Source organism: Pseudothauera rhizosphaerae, assembly GCF_004801305.1.
GTDB lineage: Bacteria > Pseudomonadota > Gammaproteobacteria > Burkholderiales > Rhodocyclaceae > Pseudothauera > Pseudothauera rhizosphaerae.
On record NZ_SSOD01000004.1, the window covers coordinates 318457 to 337548 of the forward strand.

Consider the following 19092-nt stretch of genomic DNA (forward strand, 5'->3'; position numbering starts at 1 on the left):
TCGATGGAACCGACCGTACCGGAGCCGCCGCCGCCGGCCACGCCGCCCGCGCGCAACTTCGTGCTGTTCTGCCTGGGCAGCGGCATCTCCTTCGCCGGCACTTGGGCGCAGAAGACGGGCATCGGCTGGATGGTGTGGGAGCTGACCCATTCGGTCGCCTGGGTGGGCGTGCTGGCCCTGGTGGACCTGATCGCCGCCCTGTGGGTCGCCCCGCTGGCCGGCACGCTTATCGACCGCAGCAGCCCGCGGCGCCTGCTGTCGATCACCGAAGGCGCCGCGATGCTGCTCGCCACGGCCTTGTGCCTGACCACACTGTACGGCGGGCTGAACATCCACGTGCTGCTGCTGTTCGTCCTGGCCGAAGGCAGCCTGCGTGGTTTCAGCCAGCCGGCGCAGATGCTGCTGCCCGGCCTGCTGGCCCCGCCGGAACGGCTATCCCAGGCGGTCGCCACCTCGGCCATCACCATCGCCCTGGCGATCAGCGCGGGGCCGGCGGTGGCGGGCCTGGTCATGCACGGGGCCGGCGGCGTGGCCCCCGTGTTCGCCCTCAACGCGCTGTCCTTCCTCGCCATGTTCGCTGCCCTGTTCCATCTGCGCCGCTGGGTGGACCGTCCGCCGCCGGCGCGCGGGACGGCCTTCGCGGAGGACGTGCGCGAGGGCTTCCGCTACGTGACGCGCACGCCGCAGATCGCCGGCCTGTTCGTGCTGGTGCTCGGCTTCTCGTTTCTGGCCCGGCCCCTGTTCGTGGACCTGCTGCCGGCCTTCGTCGGCAAGGTCTTCGAGGGTGGCCCCGGCCTGCTGTCCATGCTGATGAGCCTGCAGGGGCTGGGCGCGTTGAGTGGCGCCGTGCTGATGCTGCGGCGCAACGGCGGCCGGGCCCTGATGCGCATCCTGTGCGCCGCCAGCCTGGGCATCTGCGCCGCTCTGCTGGTCTTCGTATCCACCGCCCGGCCCGTGCTGGCGCTGGGGGCAATCGCCGCAGCGGGCTTCTGCCACGTGATCTGCAACGTCTCCATGCAGTCCCTGTGCCAGTTGTACAGCGAATGCGCCCTGCGCGGCCGGGTGCTGGCCCTGTACGGCTTGGTGTTCCGCACCGGCCCGGCGATCAGCGCCTTCTGCATCGCCCAGGCGGGCAGCCGCTACCCGCTCGGCCTGCTGATCGGGGGGTGCGCGGCCGCCTACGCCGTGCTGGTCGTCGCCGTGCTCGCCCGTCGCCACGGGGAGTGGCCGCCTTCCGCATCCGGCCCCGCTGATCTGGAGAATACCGAGCAAAAATGAGCTACGCGCTACGCCAGAGAGACCCGCGCCGCCACCTGATCGGCATCGTGTTCGTGATCGTCCTGCACGTACTCGTCGTCCATGCGCTGATCAACGGCCTGGCGCGCGAGGTGGTCAAGGTCTTCAAGGCGCCGCTGGACGTGCGCCTGATCGAGGAGGTCAAACCGCCGCCGCCCCCGCCGCCGCCCCCGCCCGAGGTCAGGCGCATCGTCCAGCGCCCCCGGCCGGCGCCGCCGCCGCCGGCCTACGTACCGCCGCCGGAGGTGGTGGTGGAGGCTCCGGCCGAACCGCCGCCCACCATCACCGTGACCCAGGCCGAACCGCCGCCCCCGGCCCCGCCGGCCCCACCCGCGCCGCCGGCGCCCGCCCGGCCGGTGGCCGCGGCCATCGGCGTGACCTGCCCCAACCACCTCGCCATCCGCGGCAGCGTGCCCTATCCGCGCCAGGCCCTGCGCCGCAACCTGAGCGGCGACGTGGCGGTGGAATTCATCGTCGATGCAGGCGGCGCCATCGGCAGCGTGCGCATCGTCGAATCGAGCAACGCGGTATTCGACGACGTGGTGCTGGCCGCGGTGCGCCGGCTCAAGTGCGTCGGCCAGGGGCAGCCGGTGCGCGTCACCGTGCCGTTCCGCTTCGCCCTCGACGGCTGACGGCAGCCCAGGATTCCTACCCGACCCCAGATGGAGAACGTCATGAACAATTCATTGATCCGCGCACTGCGCAGTTTGCTTCTCGCGGCAGGCTTGGCGCTGCCGGCGCCGGCCTTCGCCCAGGATGGCCCCAACGGCGCGGAAACAGTGCCGTCGGCCGAAGCGCAGGCGGCCGTACCGGAAACCTCCTTGCCGCCCGTCCCGCCCGCCGCCGCGCCGGCGGCCGAAGGCGAAGCCGTCCTCAACCCCTACGGTCTGGAAGCCCTGTGGGCGCAGGGCGACGCAGTGGCCAAGGGCACCCTGATCATCCTGGTGGTCATGTCGGCGGCCAGTTGGTACGTCATCGTCACCAAGCTCTACGAACAGCACAAGCTGCGCCGCCTCGCCCGCGAAGCCAAGCGCAAATTCTGGACCGCCGGCGGCCTGCAGCAGGCCACCGCGGCGCTCAACCCCCGCGGCGCCTTCCACTTCATCGCCCAGTCCGGCCTGGAAGCCAAGGAACACCACACCGGATTGTTCGAGCATATCGACCTGAACACCTGGGTGGGCCAATCCATCCAGCGCGCCATCGAGAACGTGCACAGCCGCCTGCAGGACGGTCTGGCGCTGCTCGCCACGGTGGGCTCCACCGCCCCGTTCATCGGCCTGTTCGGCACCGTGTGGGGCATCTACCACGCGCTGACCGCCATCGGCATCGCCGGCCAGGCCAGTATCGACAAAGTGGCTGGCCCGGTGGGCGAGGCCCTGATCATGACCGCCATCGGCCTGGCTGTGGCCGTGCCGGCGGTGCTGGGCTACAACTGGCTGGTACGGCGCAACAAGGCTTCCCTGGACGAAGTGCGCGCCTTCGGGGCGGACCTGCACGCGGTGCTGCTGGGCGGGGGCAACGCGCGCACCGCGGCCGCCGCCCAGGGCGGGGAGGGGCGCTGATGGGCATGAACGTCGGTGCGGCCGAGGAGGACGAAGCCATCTCGGCGATCAACACTACGCCGCTGGTGGACGTGATGCTGGTGCTCTTGATCATCTTCCTGATCACCATTCCGGTGGCCACCCATACGGTGCCGGTGGAACTGCCCAGGGAAACCAACCAGCCGCGCCAGACCAAGCCGGAGAACATCAATTTGTCGGTGACCCGCGAGGGCACGGTGTTCTGGAACCAGGAGCCGCTCACCAACGCAACCCTGGTGGAGCGCCTGAAAACCATCGCCGTGATCCAGCCCCAGCCGGAAGTGCAGATCCGCGGCGACGGCGCCGCGCCCTACGAACACGTGGGGCGGGTGGTGCTGGCCTGCCAGCGCGCGGGGATACTCAAGATCGGCTTCATCACCGAGCCGCCGCCGCGCGGCTGAACGGAGGAGGGTGACTTCAATGGGAATGAATCTGCAAAGCCCCTCGCCGGCGGGCGAGCCGGAGGTGATGATCGACATCAATACCACGCCGCTGATCGACGTGATGCTGGTGCTGCTGATCATGCTGATCGTCACCATCCCGATCCAGTTGCATTCGGTGGACCTGAACCTGCCCCAAGGCAATCCGCCCCCGCCGGTGGTGGAGCCGGAAGTAGTGCGGATCAACATCGAGGGAAATGGGGTGATCCACTGGAACGGCGAAGCGCTCGAGGGGCTGGCAGCGCTGGAGAGCCGTCTGGCCTCGGCGGCCGGGCAGGCGACCCAGCCCGAACTGCATATCCGTCCAGACCGGGCCGTGCCCTACCAGCGTGTGGCTGCGGTGATGGCGGCGGTGCAGCGCAACGGCCTCACCCGGATCGGGTTGGTCGGCGCCGAGCAGTTCCTGTAGGCGGGAGCGTCACCTCCGCTTCCGCCCGTCCCGTCGCCCCTGCAGTGCGATCATGGCGCCCGCACCGCCTATGGTGAGGATGCCGGCCAGAGCCGGGCCATCCGGGAAGTGGTCGAAGGCCAGCCAGCCCACCAGCATGGCCCACATCAGTTGCACGTAGAGGATGGGCGACAGGGTGGAGGCGGGCGCGTCGCGGAAGGCGCGGATGAGCAGGAAGTGGCCGGCGCCGCCGTTGATGCCCAGCGAGGCGATCAGCAGTGCGTCGGTGACGTCGGGCAGCGGGCCGCTCCAGATCCAGGGCAGCAGCAGCGTCATGCCCGCGGTCCCGACCAGGGCGGTGTAGAACAGCATGGTCACCGGGCTTTCGGTGGCGGTCAGTTGCCGCGTGAGGATCTGGTAAATCGCGTAGCACACGGCACTGGCGAGCGCGAGCAGCACGCCTTCCGCGACCAGTCCGTTGCCCGGGCGGACGATCAGCAGCACGCCGGCGAAGCCGACAAGCACGGCGGCCCAGCGCAGTGCGCCGATCCGTTCCCCCAGGATGGGGCGGGCGAGCAGGGTGACGAGCAGCGGCGCGGTGAACACGATGGCGTTGGTTTCCGCGAGCGGCATGCGCGCCAGCGCCGCCATGGTGAGGAAGGTGACCGCCAGCAGGCACAGGGCGCGCAACACCTGGCGTGCCGGACGGTCGGTGGACACCAGCCGGCCGCCCATCGAGGGGCCGAGCAGCGCCGCCATCAGCACGAAGTGCACCAGGTAGCGTCCCCACACCAGCATGGGCACCGGATAGGTCCGGCTCAGGTGCTTGGCGGTGGCATCCAGCAGCACGAACAGGAACAGGGCGCCGAGCAGCGTGGCGATGCTGCGCAGGGTGGCGGGGGCGGATGCGGGCATGGAGAGGGCGCAGAAGGGCGGGAACCGGACGCGCGCAGTGGTCGGAAAGGTCTGGAAAGTGCGCTTCAGCCGCCGTTGCCGCTGCGGTTGGCTTCCACCATCCAGCCGTTGAACACGCCACGCGCGGTGTCCACGAGTTCGCTGGCGCTCAGCCCGACGGGGCCGATGCCTTCGCGCGCGAGGCGGTCGCCGGCTGCGCCGTGCAGGTGCACCGCGGCGATCAGCGCGCGGTCGGCCGGCCAGCCCTGCGCGAGGAGGGCGGTGATGAGGCCGGTCAGCACGTCGCCCATGCCGGCGCTGGCCATGCCGGGATGGCCGCTGCCGTTGATGTACCAGTGCCCATCGGTACAGGCCACGATGCTGCCGCAGCCCTTGAGCACGGCATGGGCACGGTAGCGCGCGGCCAGCTCCAGCGCCGCGGCGACCCGGTCGGCCTGCACCGCGGCGGTGTCGCGGCCGAGGAGCCGCCCGGCTTCGGCCGGGTGCGGGGTGATGAGGGTGGGTGCGGCGCGGCCGGCCAGCGCGCGTTGCAGGGCGGGGTCGGCGGCGAGCAGGTTGAGCGCGTCGGCGTCGAGCACCAGCGGCACGTCGCGGGCGATGGCCTCGCGCAGCAATGCGGCGGCGGCCCCGGACTGGCCCAGCCCGGGACCGACCGCGAGGGCGCTCAGGTGTCCGGGCAGTGCGGCGGCCGGACGCAGCATCAGTTCCGGGCGGGCCACGTCCACCGGCGGGGCGTGGGGGTCGAGGAGCCCCGCATAGACGCGGCCGGCGCCCAGCCACAGCGCGGCGCGCGCAGCGAGCAGGGCGGCACCGCACATGCCCGCATCGCCGCCGAGGATGCCGGCGTCGCCGTAGTCGCCCTTGTGCGTGTTGCGCAGGCGCGGCGCCAGCAGGGTGCTGAACAGGCTGGGCCGCACCGCGTGGCCGAGCGGTTCGAGCCAGCCCGCCGCATCCACGTCCAGGCGCTGCACGGAGACGTCGCCGGCGTGGTCCGGCCCGTCCAGGGTCAGCAGGCCGGGCTTGAGGGCGATGAAGGTGGTGGTGTTGGTGGCGCGAAAAGCGGTGCCGAGCACCCGGCCGGTATCGGCGTCGAGTCCGCTCGGCATGTCGAGCGCGAGGCGCGGCGCAGGCAGGTGGCTGAGAGCGGCGATCCATTCGGCGTGGCGGCCGGTGAGCGGGCGGCCGAGGCCGATGCCGAACAGGGCATCGACGACCAGCGCCCAGCCGTCGGCCGGCGCCGAGGGCAGGCTGGACACCGGCTCGCCGCCGCTGGCGCGGAAGTCCGCCAGCGCCTTGGCGGCGTCCGGCGGCAGGCGGGCGGGATCGTCGGCGAAGGCGGCGAGCACCTCGCGGCCGGCCTGGCGGAAGTGGCGCGCCAGCACGAAGCCGTCGCCGCCGTTGTTGCCCGGTCCGCAAGCCACCAGGATGGGGCCGGGACGGTCGATGATGAGGCGCACCGCGTCCTCGGCCGCGGCACGGCCGGCGCGTTCCATCAGCGAAGGTTTGGCGCCCGGCATGACCCTCGCCTCGATTTCGCGGATGCCGGCAACCGGGTAGATGGGCGGGGCGGGCAGGAACATGGACGCTGGGCCTTGGATAACGAGTTCCGATTGTAAGGCCTTGTGCCCCGTGGCGGCGTGGCGGTCATCGAAGCTTCACCTGCGTCGGGCACAATCGCGCCGCTCACTGCGACCGGAGGCACCATGCTGCACAACGCGGGACTCGCGGTACGGCTGCGCCAGATACTGGACCGGCAGGCCTTGCACTACGTGTTCCAGCCCATCGTGGACATCGCCCGGGCCACCATCCTGGGCTACGAGGCCTTGATGCGCGGCCCTGCCGGCACCCCGCTGGAAATGCCCGACGACCTGCTGCGCGTGGCCAAGCACTGCGGCCTGGCGATGGAGCTGGAGGTGGCCGCATGCACCGGTGCGATGAGGGCCTTTGCCGCGCTGCACCTGTCCGGCAAGCTGTTCCTCAATCTCAGCGCACCGGCGATCAGCGCCTTCGGGCGCGAGGGCGGGGGCGTGCTGCTGCGCTGTGCGGTGGACGCCGGCCTGGCACCGTCGCGCCTCACGCTGGAGCTCACCGAACACGAACGCGTCGAGGACGTGGATGCGCTGCAGAACACCTTTGCCGCGCTGGCCAGCCAGGGCGTGGGACTGGCGCTCGACGACTTCGGCGACGGACGCTCCAGCCTGCGCCTGTGGGCGCAGCTCAAGCCGCAGGTGGTGAAGCTGGACAAGTTCTTCGTGCGCGGCATCCATCGCGACAGCCGCAAGGTCGAGGTGATCCGTGCCCTCCTCGGGCTGTCGGCCGTCTTCGGCACCCCGCTGGTGGCCGAAGGCGTGGAGGAGGCCGAGGAACTGGGCGTGCTGCGCGACCTGGGTTGCCACTACGGGCAGGGCTACCTCTTCGGGCGGCCGGTGGCGCAACCGGAGTCGGTGGTGGCCGAGCCGGCGCGCGCGGTGCTGGCCTCGTCCAAGATCGCGGTGCTGCCGAACTCCACGCCGCGCCCGGACATGGCGGAAACCATCGGCCGGCTGAAGGTGCAGGGGCCCACCATTCCGGCAGCGGCGACCAACACCGAGCTGATGCAGGTGTTCGCCCGCCACCCGGACCTGCACGCGGTGGCGGTGGTGGAGAACCACTATCCGATCGGTCTGATCAACCGGCGCAACTTCGTGGACAAGTTCGCCCAGCCGTATTCGCGCGAACTCTACGGCCGGCGGCCGTGCACGCTCTTCATGAACGCCACGCCGCTGCGCGTGGAGGCGAGCGCGCCGATGGATTCGCTGATCTCGGTGCTGACCGGCGACGACCAGCGCTATCTCTACGAGGGCTTCATCATCACCGAGGACGGCCGCTACGCGGGGCTCGCCACCGGCGAGAGCCTGGTGCGCGCGGTGACCGAACGGCGCATCGAGGCGGCGCGCCACGCCAACCCGCTGACTTTCCTGCCCGGCAACATTCCGATCACCGAGCACATCCGCCGCCTGCTCGACGCCGAGGCCGAGTTCGCCGCCTGCTACTTCGACCTGAACAACTTCAAGCCCTACAACGACCTCTACGGCTATTGGCGCGGCGACGAGATGATCAAGCTCGCGGCCCAGGTGATCGCCGCCCATGCCGACCTCTCGCAGGACTTCGTCGGCCACGTGGGCGGCGACGACTTCGTGGTGCTGTTCCAGAGCGAGGACTGGCGGCTGCGCTGCGAGCGCGCGGTATACGAGTTCAACCGCCGCGCGCGCGACCTGTTCGACGCCGGGGAGCTGGCCCGCGACGGCTTCGAGAGCGAGGACCGGCGCGGCTTCAAGGTGCTGTTTCCGCTCACCACGGTGGCTGCCGGCGTGGTGCATGTGACCGCCGGGCAGTTCCATTCGCCGGAAGAGGTCGCTTCGGCCGCCGCCGCGGCCAAGAAAGTGGCCAAGCAGGCCGGCAGCGGCATCCACGTGGTGCCGGGACGGTGGGTGAGGATGGTGCTGGAAGCGGCGGGCTGAGCGCAGCCCTGCGGCTGCGCACGGGCGCCGGCGTTCAGTCGCCGTTGTGGTTGCGCCGCTTCTCGTTGCGCACTTCGTCCAGCAGTTCCACCCCGCCGTCCTCGTCCACGCTTTCGAGGCGCACGGTGAAGCCCCACAGGCGGGCGATGTGCTTCATGACCTCGTCGGTGGTGTCGCCCAGCGGCCGGCGCTGGTATTGCTGGTGGCGCAGGGTGAGGGAGCGGTCGCCGCGCAGGTCCACGTTCCACACCTGGATGTTCGGCTCGCGGCTGCCCAGGTTGTACTGCTCGGACAGCATCGCGCGCACCCGGCGGTAGCCGCCTTCGTCGTGGATGGCGGAAATCTCCAGGGTGTCCTCGCGCTCGTCGTCGAGCACCGCGAACAGGCGCAGGTCGCGCATGACCTTGGGCGACAGGTACTGGGCGATGAAGCTCTCGTCCTTGAAGTTGCGCATGGCGAAATCGAACACTTCCAGCCAGTTGCCGCCGGCGATGTCCGGGAACCACTGGCGGTCTTCGTCGGTGGGCTCTTCGCAGATGCGGCGGATGTCCTGCCACATGGCGAAGCCCAGCGCGTAGGGGTTGATGCCGCCGTACCAGCGGCTGTTGTAGGGCGGCTGGTACACCACGTTGGTGTGGGACTGCAGGAATTCCAGCATGAAGCTGTCGGCCAGCAGGCCTTCGTCGTACAGGCGGTTGAGCAGGGTGTAGTGCCAGAAGCTGGCCCAGCCCTCGTTCATCACCTGGGTCTGGCGCTGGGGGAAGAAGTACTGGGCGATCTTGCGCACGATGCGCACCACCTCCCGCTGCCAGGGTTCCAGCAGCGGGGCGTGCTTTTCGATGAAATAGAGCAGATTCTCTTCCGGCTCGGCGGGGAAGCGCCGCCGCCCGCCCGTGTCCTGTTGCACTTCCTGGACGGGCAGGGTGCGCCACAACTCGTTGACCTGGCCCTGCAGGTATTCCTCCCGTTCGCGCTGGCGCAGCTTCTCCTTGGCCAGCGAGAGCTTGGGCGGGCGCTTGTAGCGGTCCACGCCCAGGTTCATCAGCGCGTGGCAGGAGTCGAGCAGCAGTTCCACCTCTTCCTCGCCGTAGCGCTCCTCGCATTCGGCGATGTAATTGCGCGCGAAGATCAGGTAGTCGATGATCGCGTCCGCATTGGTCCAGGTGCGGAACAGGTAGTTGCCCTTGAAGAAGCTGTTGTGGCCGTAGGCCGCGTGGGCGATCACCAGGCCCTGCATGGTGAGCGTGTTCTCCTCCATCAGGTAGGCGATGCAGGGGTTGGAGTTGATCACGATCTCGTAGGCCAGGCCCATCTGGCCGCGCCGGTAGCCCTTCTCGGTGGAGAGGAATTGCTTGCCGAAGGACCAGTGGTGGTAGTTCACCGGCATGCCCACCGAGGCGTAGGCGTCCATCATCTGCTCGGCGGTGATGATCTCGATCTGCACCGGGTAGGTGTCGAGGCCGAATTCCGCCGCCACGCGCGCGATCTCCTCATGGTAGCGGTCGATGGCCTCCAGCGTCCATTCCGAGGAGGCCGGCAGGGGCGTCCTGCGGCTGGGGGCGCGCTTCTTCATACCAGGGTCTTCTTGAACAGTTCGCGGAATACCGGGTAGATGTCGGCCGGCGTCTCGATGCGCTGCATGGCGAAGTTGCGGTGGCTGCCCAGCAGGCGTTCGTACTCGCGCCACAGGTTCTGCGGCTCGCCCGGGGTGATCTCGATGTAGGCGAAGTGCTGACACCAGGGCAGGATGTGCCCGTCGAGCACCTGGCGGCACACGGGCGAGTCGTTGTCCCAGTTGTCGCCGTCGGAGGCCTGCGCGCCGTAGATGTTCCACTGCCCGCCGCCGTAGCGGTCCATGATGACCTCGTGCATCAGGTTGAGCGCGCTGGAGACCACCGTGCCGCCGGATTCGCGGGAGTGGAAGAACTCGTCCTCGTCCACTTCCTTGGCCACCGTGTGGTGGCGGATGAACACCACGTCGATGTGTTCGTAGCTGCGCGTCAGGAAAAGGTAGAGCAGCATGAAGAAGCGCTTGGCGATGGACTTCTTCTCCTCGTCCATGGAGCCGGAGACGTCCATCACGCAGAACATCACCGCGCTGGTGGAGGGGATGGGCACCTTGACGCGGTTGTTGTAGCGCAGGTCGAAGCTGTCGATGAAGGGGATGCCTTCGATGCGCGCGCGCAGCCGGGTGATCTCCTCCCGCAGGGCCTGCACGCCTTCGCCGTCTTCGCCCTCGGCGGCGATCAGCTTCTCCAGTTCGCGCTGCACCTCGCGCAGGCGCGCGGCCCATGGTGCGCCCAGTGCCAGCCGGCGACCCAGCGCCCCGCGCATGGAGCGCACGATGTTGATGTTGGCCGGCGTGCCATCGGCCGTGAAGCCGGCGCGGCGGGTCTTGTAGTCGGTGATGCGGGCGAGCTGGGTACGCACCAGGTTGGGCAGAGCGAGGTCGTCGAAGAAGAGATCGAGGAACTCCTCCCGCGAGAGCTGGAAGACGAAGTCGTCCTCGTGCTCGCCCTCGTTGCTCGCCTTGCCCTGGCCGCTGCCGCCGCCACCTTCGAGCGGACGCCGGACGTGGTCGCCGGAGGAAAACTGGTCGTTGCCCGCATAGACCTGCTCGCGCACGCCGCCGCGCCCGTGCTGGAAATGGGGCTCGGACAGGTCGCGGGCCGGGATGGAGACCTGTTCGCCATTGTCCAGGTCGCGGATGGAGCGGCCCTGGATGGCTTCCGACACCGCGCGGCGGATCTGGTGGCGGAAACGGCGCATGAAGCGCTGGCGGTTCACCGCGCTCTTGTTCTTGCTGTCGAACCGCCGGTCGATGATGCGGACCATGTGAGCGTCACTCCGGCACGCAGGCCGTGCGGCCCGCGCGCATCGAATCGTTGGGGCGCCGGGAGGTCCGGCGCCCGTTCGTCCCGGCTCCGCGCCGGGACGGGCTCAGGTGCTCTTGCGCACGCGCAGATACCACTCGCACAGCAGGCGCACCTGCTTCTCGGTGTAGCCCTTCTCGATCATGCGGTTGACGAAGTCCTGGTGCTTCTTCTGCTCGTCGCCGCTGGCCTTGGCGTTGAAACTGATGACCGGCAGCAGGTCCTCGGTGTTGGAGAACATCTTCTTCTCGATCACGCCGCGCAGCTTCTCGTAGCTGGTCCAGCTCGGATTCTTGCCGCCGTTCTTGGCCCGGGCGCGCAGCACGAAGTTCACCACCTCGTTGCGGAAGTCCTTCGGGTTGCTGATGCCGGCCGGCTTCTCGATCTTTTCCAGTTCGTCGTTGAGCGCGTTGCGGTCGAGGATCTCGCCGGTGTTGGGGTCGCGGAATTCCTGGTCCTGGATCCAGAAGTCGGCGTAGGTGCAGTAGCGGTCGAAGATGTTCTGGCCGTACTCGGAGTAGCTCTCCAGGTAGGCGGTCTGGATTTCCTTGCCGATGAACTCGGCGTAGCGCGGGGCGAGGAACTCCTTGATGAAGCCCAGGTAGCGCGCCTCGGTCTCCGGCGTGTACTGTTCCTGCTCGATCTGCTGTTCCAATACGTACATCAGGTGTACCGGATTGGCCGCCACCTCGCGGTGGTCGAAGTTGAACACCCGTGACAGCACCTTGAAGGCGAAGCGCGTGGACAGCCCGGTCATGCCTTCGTCCACCCCGGCGTAGTCGCGGTATTCCTGGAAGCTCTTGGCCTTGGGATCGGTGTCCTTGAGGTTTTCGCCGTCGTACACCCGCATCTTGGAATAGATGCTGGAATTCTCCGGCTCCTTCAGACGCGACAGCACGGCGAACTGCGCCATCATGCGCAGCGTGTCCGGGGCGCACGGCGCTTCCGACAGGGAACTGTGCACGAGCAGCTTGTCGTAGATGCGGATCTCGTCGGAAACGCGCAGGCAGTAGGGCACCTTGACCGTGAAGATGCGGTCGAGGAAGGCCTCGTTGTTCTTGTTGTTCTTGAACGCGACCCATTCGGACTCGTTGGAGTGGGCCATCACGATGCCGTCGAAGGGGATCGCGCCGAAGCCCTCGGTGCCCTTGTAGTTGCCTTCCTGGGTGGCGGTGAGCAAGGGGTGCAGCACCTTGATCGGCGCCTTGAACATCTCCACGAACTCCAGCAGGCCGCGGTTGGCCAGGCACAGGCCGCCGGAGTAGCTGTAGGCGTCCGGGTCGTCCTGGGAATACTCTTCGAGCTTGCGGATGTCGATCTTGCCCACCAGCGAGGAGATGTCCTGGTTGTTCTCGTCGCCAGGCTCGGTCTTGGCCACCGCGATCTGGCGCAGCACCGAGGGGCGCAGCTTGACCACGCGGAACCTGGTGATGTCGCCGCCGAACTCGTGCAGGCGCTTCACCGCCCACGGGCTCATGATGGTGTTGAGGTAACGCCGCGGGATGCCGAAGTCGTCCTCCAGCAGCGCGCCGTCTTCCTGCGGGTCGAAGAGCCCCAGCGGCGATTCGTGTACCGGCGAGCCCTTGATGGCGTAGAAGGGCACCTTCTCGATCAGGCTCTTCAGTTTTTCGGCCAGGGAGGACTTGCCGCCGCCCACCGGTCCGAGCAGGTAGAGGATCTGTTTCTTTTCCTCCAGCCCCTGCGCGCCGTGTCGGAAGTACGACACGATGTGCTCGATGACTTCCTCCATGCCGTAGAAGTCGCGGAAGGCCGGATAGAGGCGCAGCACCTTGTTGGAGAAGATGCGCGACAGGCGTGGATCGAGCCGCGTGTCGACCAGTTCCGGCTCGCCGATCGCCATCAGCATGCGCTCGGCGGAGGTGGCGTAGGCCGACCGGTCGTGCTTGCACAGTTCCAGGTATTCCTGGATCGACATCTCTTCTTCACGGGCCGATTCGAAACGCGTCTGGTACGCATTGAAGATGCTCATGTCGCCGTTCCTCCGTTGTGGGTACAGCTTGCGGCGCCCGGGGTCGGCGCCGACCGGACCGTGCCGGCATCACTCGTGAGATAGAGGTCCATGCCCCGAGTTCCGTGCCTTGCGAGGGCCAGTGTTGCAAAGGCCCGCGCCCCATTCTCCGCCCGCCGGGCGCTGGAAGGAAGGCCCAGGCCCTGTGTTAGAATCCAGGTTTGTTCGCAACATGCGTCCGCATATTCCCGGCTCGCCGCCGGCACAGCCGCACCCCGGGCGGCGCGGGCGCAATCATTGACTTCTCAGGGATCATTTAATGCAAACCAACCAGGAATCGCAAAGCTCGCTCGAGCGCCGTATCGACATGTCCGTGCCGGCGGCGGCCATCGAACAGGAAGTGGCCACCCGTCTGAAGCGCATGGCGCGCACCGTGAAGATGCCCGGCTTCCGTCCCGGCAAGGTGCCGCTGAAGATCGTCGAGCAGACCCATGGCGCCCAGGCGCGCTCTGAGGCGATCGGTGCCGCGGTGGAGAAGGCTTTCGTCGAACAGGTTCGGGAACAGAACTTGCGTGTGGCTGGTTATCCGCGCATCGAGCCGAAGCAGGGCGAAGGCGAGGGCGCTGTGGAAGTGCTCGCATTCACCGCGGTGTTCGAGGTCTATCCGGAAGTCGCCCTGGGCGACCTGTCCAGCCAGGCCATCGAGCGCCCGCTGCTGGAAGTGGGCGAGGCGGAAGTGGACAAGACCCTGGACGTGCTGCGCAAGCAGCGCACCACGTATGAAGCGGCCGACAAGGCGGCCGAGGACGGCGACCGGGTGGTGATCGATTTCACCGGCCGCAAGGATGGCGAGGTGTTCGAGGGTGGCCAGGCGCAGGATTTCCCCTTCGTGCTGGGCGCCGGTTCGATGCTGAAGGATTTCGAGGACGCGGTGCGCGGTCTAAAGTCGGGTGAAAGCAAGACTTTCGACATGACCTTCCCCGAGGACTACCATGCCGCGCAACTGGCCGGCAAACAGGTGCAGTTCGAGGTGGCGCTCAAGAAGGTCGAAGCGCCCCGTCTGCCGGAAGTCGATGCCGATCTCGCCCGTGCGCTGGGCGTGGCCGATGGCGACGTGGCCAAGCTGCGCGAGGAAGTGAAGGCCAACCTGGTGCGTGAAGTGAAGCGCCGCATCCAGGCGAAGGTGAAGGAACAGGTGATGGAGGCCCTGCTGGCGGTCAACCCGATCGAAGTGCCCAAGGCGCTGGTCGAGGCGGAAGCCCAGCAACTGGCCGACAACGCCAAACGCGATCTGGAGGCCCGCGGCCTGAAGGGCAAGGACATTCCGGTGAACGCGGGCTGGTTCATGGACCAGGCGGTGCGCCGGGTCAAGCTGGGCCTGATCATGGCCGAACTGGTGAAGGCGAAGGAACTGCACGCCAAGCCGGAGCAGATCCGCACGCTGGTCGAGGACATGGCGCAGAGCTATGAAGACCCGGCCGAACTGGTGCGCTGGTACTATGCCCAGCCGGAGCGCCTGGCGCAGGCCGAGGCGGTGGTGATCGAGGACAACGTGGTCGCCTGGGCGGTGGCCGAAGCCAAGACCGCCGACAAGGCGGTGTCTTTTGACGAACTGATGGGAAACGCGGCCTGAAGCCGCGAGAGAGCGAGCGATGAACAAGGCAACGCCACAGCTTGGCAGCAACTGGGACCCGGTCGGCCTCGGCCTGGTGCCGATGGTGGTCGAACAGAGCGGGCGCGGCGAGCGCGCCTACGACATCTATTCGCGCCTCCTGAAGGAGCGGGTGGTGTTCCTGGTCGGTCCGGTCAACGACGTCACGGCCAACCTGATCGTCGCCCAGCTCCTGTTCCTGGAGTCCGAGAACCCGGACAAGGACATCCACTTCTACATCAACTCGCCGGGCGGCTCGGTCACCGCCGGCATGGCCATCTACGACACCATGCAGTTCGTCAAGCCGCACGTGAGCACCCTGTGCATCGGCCAGGCCGCGAGCATGGGTGCCTTCCTGCTGGCCGCCGGCGAGAAGGGCAAGCGCTACTGTCTGCCCAACTCGCGGGTGATGATCCACCAGCCGCTGGGCGGTTTCCAGGGCCAGGCCTCGGACATCGAGATTCATGCGCGCGAGATCCTCTACCTGCGCGAGCGGCTGAACGGCATGCTGGCCAAGCACACCGGGCAGAGCGTGGAACAGATCGAGAAGGACACCGATCGCGACAACTTCATGTCGGCGACCGCCGCCGTCGAGTACGGCTTGGTGGACCAGGTGCTGACCAGCCGGACCGATTCCTGAACGACCAGCGAGGAAGACCATGACGGAAAAGAAGACGGGCGGCGACAAGCTGCTGTACTGCTCGTTCTGTGGCAAGAGCCAGCACGAGGTCCGCAAGCTGATCGCGGGTCCGTCGGTCTTCATCTGCGACGAGTGCATCGAGCTGTGCAACGACATCATCCGCGACGAGATCGCCGGCGACGGCGGTGCGGAGGGCGAGGGCAGCAGCCTGCCCACGCCGCAGGAGATCTGCGACATCCTCGACCAGTACGTGATCGGCCAGGGCCAGGCCAAGCGCAACCTGGCGGTGGCGGTGTACAACCACTACAAGCGCCTGCGCCACATCTCCGGGCGTGACGACGACGTGGAGCTGTCCAAGAGCAACATCCTGCTGATCGGCCCCACCGGTTCCGGCAAGACCCTGCTCGCGCAGACCCTGGCGCGCCTGCTCAACGTGCCCTTCGTGATGGCCGACGCCACCACCCTCACCGAAGCCGGCTACGTGGGCGAGGACGTGGAGAACATCATCCAGAAGCTGCTGCAGAAGTGCGACTACGACGTGGAGCGCGCCCAGCACGGCATCGTCTACATCGACGAGATCGACAAGATCTCGCGCAAGTCGGACAACCCCTCCATCACCCGCGACGTTTCGGGCGAGGGCGTGCAGCAGGCGCTGCTCAAGCTGATCGAAGGCACCATCGCCTCGATTCCGCCCCAGGGCGGGCGCAAGCATCCGAACCAGGACTTCATCCAGGTCGATACGACCAACATCCTGTTCGTCTGCGGCGGCGCCTTCGACGGGCTGGACAAGGTCATCCGCGACCGCACCGAGAAGGCCGGCATCGGCTTCGGCGCCGAGGTCAAGAGCCGCCAGGGCAAGAACCTCACCGAGACCTTCCGCCAGGTGGAGCCCGAGGACCTGGTCAAGTTCGGCCTGATTCCCGAGTTCGTCGGCCGCCTGCCGGTGGTCGCCACGCTGCAGGAACTCGACGAGGACGCGCTGATCAAGATCCTCGTGGAGCCGAAGAACGCGCTGGTCAAGCAGTACCAGAAGCTGTTCTCCATGGAAGGCGTGGATCTCGAGTTCCGCACCCCCGCGCTGCATGCGGTGGCGCGCAAGGCCATCCGCCGCAAGACGGGCGCACGCGGGCTGCGCTCCATCCTGGAGGCGGCGCTGCTGGACATCATGTACGAACTGCCTACGATGAAATCGGTGGAAAAGGTCGTCATCGACGAGAACACCATCGAGGAGGGCGGAAAACCCCTGCTGATCTACGCCGATCAGCCGAAGGTGTCCGGATCCAACTGATCCGGGCCTGCCGCTTGAATTTCACGCTTGAGCCCATATCTGGGCTCAACGCGTCTTTAGAGGGTAAAAATCATGTCGGGCCCGCTTGACCTCCCCAACGAACAACTGGAAATGCCGCTGCTGCCGCTGCGCGACGTGGTGGTGTTTCCCCACATGGTGATCCCGCTCTTCGTGGGCCGCCCGAAATCCATCAAGGCGCTGGAAAACGCCATGGAGGCGGGCAAGAGCATCCTGCTGGTGGCGCAGAAGTCCGCCGCCAAGGACGAGCCCACCGCCGAGGATCTCTACGAGATCGGCTGCGTCGCCAACATCCTGCAGATGCTCAAGCTGCCCGACGGCACCATCAAGGTGTTGGTCGAAGGCGTGCAGCGCGCGCGGCTCGATTCGGTGGATGACCTGCGCAGCGTGTTCGTCGCCCGCGTCACGCCGATTCCGCAGTCCGACGGCGGTAACAACGAAGTCGAGGCGATGCGCCGCGCGATCATTGCCCAGTTCGACCAGTACGTGAAGCTCAACAAGAAGATCCCGCCGGAAATCCTAACTTCCCTGTCGGGCATCGAAGAGGCCGGACGGCTGGCCGACACCATCGCCGCCCACCTGCCGCTCAAGCTCGAGCAGAAGCAGGAAGTGCTGGAGATGTTCAACACCGGCGAGCGCCTGGAACGCCTGCTCACCCAGCTCGAGACCGAACTCGACATCCTGCAGGTGGAAAAGCGCATCCGTGGCCGCGTCAAGCGGCAGATGGAGAAGAGCCAGCGCGAGTACTACCTCAACGAGCAGGTCAAGGCCATCCAGAAGGAACTCGGCGAGGGCGAGGAAGGTGCCGATCTGGAAGAGATGGAGCGCAAGATCAAGGCCGTCGGCATGCCCAAGGAAGCGCTCGCCAAGGCCCAGGCGGAATTCAAGAAGCTGCGCCTGATGTCGCCCATGTCGGCCGAGGCCACCGTGGTGCGCAACTACATCGAGACCATGATCGGCCTGCCGTGGAAGAAGAAGTCCCGCGTCAGCAAGGATCTGGTCGAGGCCGAAAAGGTGCTCGACAAGGACCACTACGGTCTGGAGCGCGTCAAGGAGCGCATCCTCGAATACCTCGCCGTGCAGCAGCGCGTGGACAAGGTCAAGGCGCCCATCCTGTGCCTGGTCGGTCCTCCGGGCGTGGGCAAGACCTCGCTGGGCCAGTCCATCGCCAAGGCCACCAACCGCAAGTTCGTGCGCATGGCCCTGGGCGGTGTGCGCGACGAAGCCGAAATCCGCGGCCACCGCCGTACCTACATCGGCTCCATGCCGGGCAAGATTCTGCAGAACATGAACAAGGTCGGGGTCAAGAATCCGCTGTTCCTGCTCGACGAAGTGGACAAGCTCGGCCAGGACTTCCGCGGCGATCCCAGTTCGGCCCTGCTCGAGGTGCTGGATCCGGAACAGAACCACACCTTCCAGGACCACTACGTGGAGGTCGATTTCGACCTCTCCGACGTGATGTTCGTCGCCACCGCGAACACCATGAACATCCCGGCGCCGCTGCTCGACCGCATGGAGGTGATCCGCCTGTCCGGCTATACCGAGGACGAAAAGGTCAACATCGCCCAGCGCTACCTGGTGCCCAAGCAGATGAAGAACAACGGCCTCAAGCGCGACGAACTGTCGGTGACCGAGGACGCGCTGCGCGACGTGGTGCGCTACTACACCCGCGAGGCCGGCGTGCGCAGCCTGGAGCGCGAGATCTCCAAGATCTGCCGCAAGGTCGTGAAGTCGCTGGTGCTGCGCGCGCGCACGACGAAGATCGTCGTCAACGCCAGGAACCTGGACAAGTACCTGGGCGTGTGCAAGTACAGCTTCGGCATGGCCGAGAAGGAAAACCAGATCGGCCAGGTCACCGGGCTGGCGTGGACGGAGGTCGGCGGCGAGCTGCTCACCGTGGAAGCGGTGGTGCTGCCCGGCAAGGGCAAGGTGATGACCACCGGCAAGCTCGGCGAGGTCATGCAGGAATCCATCCAGGCCGCGCTCTCGGTGGTGCGCAAGCGCGCCCGCTCGCTGGGCATCGACGGCGACTTCTACCAGAAGAGCGACATCCACATCCACCTGCCGGAAGGCGCCATTCCCAAGGACGGCCCTTCGGCCGGCGTGGCGATCTCCACCGCGCTGGTGTCCGTGCTCACCGGCATTCCGGTGCGCTGCGACGTGGCGATGACCGGCGAGATCACGCTGCGCGGCGAAGTGCTGGCCATCGGCGGTCTCAAGGAGAAGCTGCTCGCGGCGGTACGCGGCGGCATCACCACGGCGCTGATTCCCGAGGAGAACGTCAAGGATCTGGCGGAAATCCCGGAGAACATCAAGAACGCCATCGCCATCGTGCCGGTGAAGTGGATCGACCAGGTGCTGCAGCATGCGCTGGAACGCCTGCCCGAGCCGCTGCCCGAGGTGGAGGTGGCCGAGGCTCCGGCCGTGGCCGCGGCCACGGAAGAGGGCGGTTCGCAGAAGATCCGCGCCCACTGACCGCCGTTCGCTTCCGCCCAGGGCGAAGTGTGCTACCGGCGCACTTCGCCCTTTTTCTT

At 67.3% G+C, this 19092-nt stretch carries 15 protein-coding genes; 10 read left to right on the forward strand and 5 right to left on the reverse strand.

Going from position 1 to position 19092, the window contains the following annotated elements; translation table 11 throughout:
- Nucleotides 1–3 precede the first annotated feature (3 nt).
- Genes E6O51_RS07160 through E6O51_RS07180 form a run of 5 tightly spaced genes read left to right on the forward strand, consistent with a single transcriptional unit; the run spans nucleotide 4 to nucleotide 3725 of the window.
- On the forward strand, nucleotides 4–1278 hold the full coding sequence (locus E6O51_RS07160) for an MFS transporter (protein WP_136384283.1): 1275 nt from the start codon (nucleotides 4–6) through the stop codon (nucleotides 1276–1278).
- Nucleotides 1275–1928: an energy transducer TonB gene (locus E6O51_RS07165; RefSeq protein WP_136384284.1), complete on the forward strand. Its 654-nt coding sequence runs from the start codon at nucleotides 1275–1277 to the stop codon at nucleotides 1926–1928. The genes E6O51_RS07160 and E6O51_RS07165 overlap by 4 nt, the downstream gene beginning before the upstream one ends.
- A gap of 42 nt (nucleotides 1929–1970) precedes the next feature.
- Nucleotides 1971–2858, forward strand: coding sequence for a MotA/TolQ/ExbB proton channel family protein (locus E6O51_RS07170; RefSeq protein ID WP_211091345.1), 888 nt, complete (start codon nucleotides 1971–1973; stop codon nucleotides 2856–2858).
- Entirely contained in the window at nucleotides 2858–3277 is a 420-nt protein-coding gene (locus E6O51_RS07175) for an ExbD/TolR family protein (RefSeq protein WP_136384286.1), read from the forward strand. The genes E6O51_RS07170 and E6O51_RS07175 overlap by 1 nt, the downstream gene beginning before the upstream one ends.
- A gap of 19 nt (nucleotides 3278–3296) precedes the next feature.
- Entirely contained in the window at nucleotides 3297–3725 is a 429-nt protein-coding gene (locus E6O51_RS07180) for an ExbD/TolR family protein (RefSeq protein WP_136384287.1), read from the forward strand.
- Nucleotides 3726–3734: 9 nt separating this feature from the next.
- On the opposite strand, the gene E6O51_RS07185 is transcribed toward E6O51_RS07180, so the two are convergent.
- Nucleotides 3735–4619 (reverse strand): DMT family transporter, encoded by an 885-nt coding sequence (locus E6O51_RS07185; protein ID WP_136384288.1) that lies wholly within the window; start codon nucleotides 4617–4619, stop codon nucleotides 3735–3737.
- Between the two features lie 65 nt (nucleotides 4620–4684).
- Complete coding sequence (locus E6O51_RS07190; protein WP_136384289.1) at nucleotides 4685–6199, reverse strand: NAD(P)H-hydrate dehydratase; 1515 nt, start codon at nucleotides 6197–6199, stop codon at nucleotides 4685–4687.
- A 123-nt stretch (nucleotides 6200–6322) separates the two neighbouring features.
- On the opposite strand from E6O51_RS07190, the gene E6O51_RS07195 reads away from it, so the two are divergent.
- Entirely contained in the window at nucleotides 6323–8119 is a 1797-nt protein-coding gene (locus tag E6O51_RS07195) for an EAL domain-containing protein (protein WP_136384290.1), read from the forward strand.
- 34 nt (nucleotides 8120–8153) lie between these two features.
- Here E6O51_RS07195 and E6O51_RS07200 read toward each other — a convergent pair whose 3' ends face one another.
- The 3 genes from E6O51_RS07200 to E6O51_RS07210 all read right to left on the reverse strand — a co-directional run bounded on the left by E6O51_RS07200 (nucleotide 8154) and on the right by E6O51_RS07210 (nucleotide 12982).
- Nucleotides 8154–9692 carry a SpoVR family protein gene (locus E6O51_RS07200; protein WP_136384291.1) on the reverse strand — a complete coding sequence of 513 codons (1539 nt, stop codon included), beginning with the start codon at nucleotides 9690–9692 and terminating at the stop codon, nucleotides 8154–8156.
- Nucleotides 9689–10954, reverse strand: a complete 1266-nt coding sequence (locus tag E6O51_RS07205) for a YeaH/YhbH family protein (protein WP_136384292.1) — start codon at nucleotides 10952–10954, stop codon at nucleotides 9689–9691. Before E6O51_RS07205 ends, E6O51_RS07200 begins: the two co-directional genes overlap by 4 nt.
- A 105-nt stretch (nucleotides 10955–11059) precedes the next feature.
- Entirely contained in the window at nucleotides 11060–12982 is a 1923-nt protein-coding gene (locus tag E6O51_RS07210; protein ID WP_136384293.1) for a PrkA family serine protein kinase, read from the reverse strand.
- Between the two features lie 298 nt (nucleotides 12983–13280).
- Here E6O51_RS07210 and tig point away from each other — a divergent pair, with 298 nt between their 5' ends.
- The 4 genes from tig to lon all read left to right on the forward strand — a co-directional run bounded on the left by tig (nucleotide 13281) and on the right by lon (nucleotide 19033).
- Nucleotides 13281–14594 carry a trigger factor gene (gene tig, locus E6O51_RS07215; protein WP_136384294.1) on the forward strand — a complete coding sequence of 438 codons (1314 nt, stop codon included), beginning with the start codon at nucleotides 13281–13283 and terminating at the stop codon, nucleotides 14592–14594.
- A 19-nt stretch (nucleotides 14595–14613) separates the two neighbouring features.
- Nucleotides 14614–15252: an ATP-dependent Clp endopeptidase proteolytic subunit ClpP gene (gene clpP, locus E6O51_RS07220; RefSeq protein ID WP_136384295.1), complete on the forward strand. Its 639-nt coding sequence runs from the start codon at nucleotides 14614–14616 to the stop codon at nucleotides 15250–15252.
- 19 nt (nucleotides 15253–15271) lie between these two features.
- Entirely contained in the window at nucleotides 15272–16540 is a 1269-nt protein-coding gene (gene clpX / locus E6O51_RS07225; protein WP_136384296.1) for an ATP-dependent Clp protease ATP-binding subunit ClpX, read from the forward strand.
- 72 nt (nucleotides 16541–16612) lie between these two features.
- The gene (gene lon / locus E6O51_RS07230) at nucleotides 16613–19033 is read left to right on the forward strand and encodes an endopeptidase La (RefSeq protein WP_136384297.1); all 2421 of its coding nucleotides are present in this window, start codon (nucleotides 16613–16615) and stop codon (nucleotides 19031–19033) included.
- Nucleotides 19034–19092: the final 59 nt, after the last annotated feature.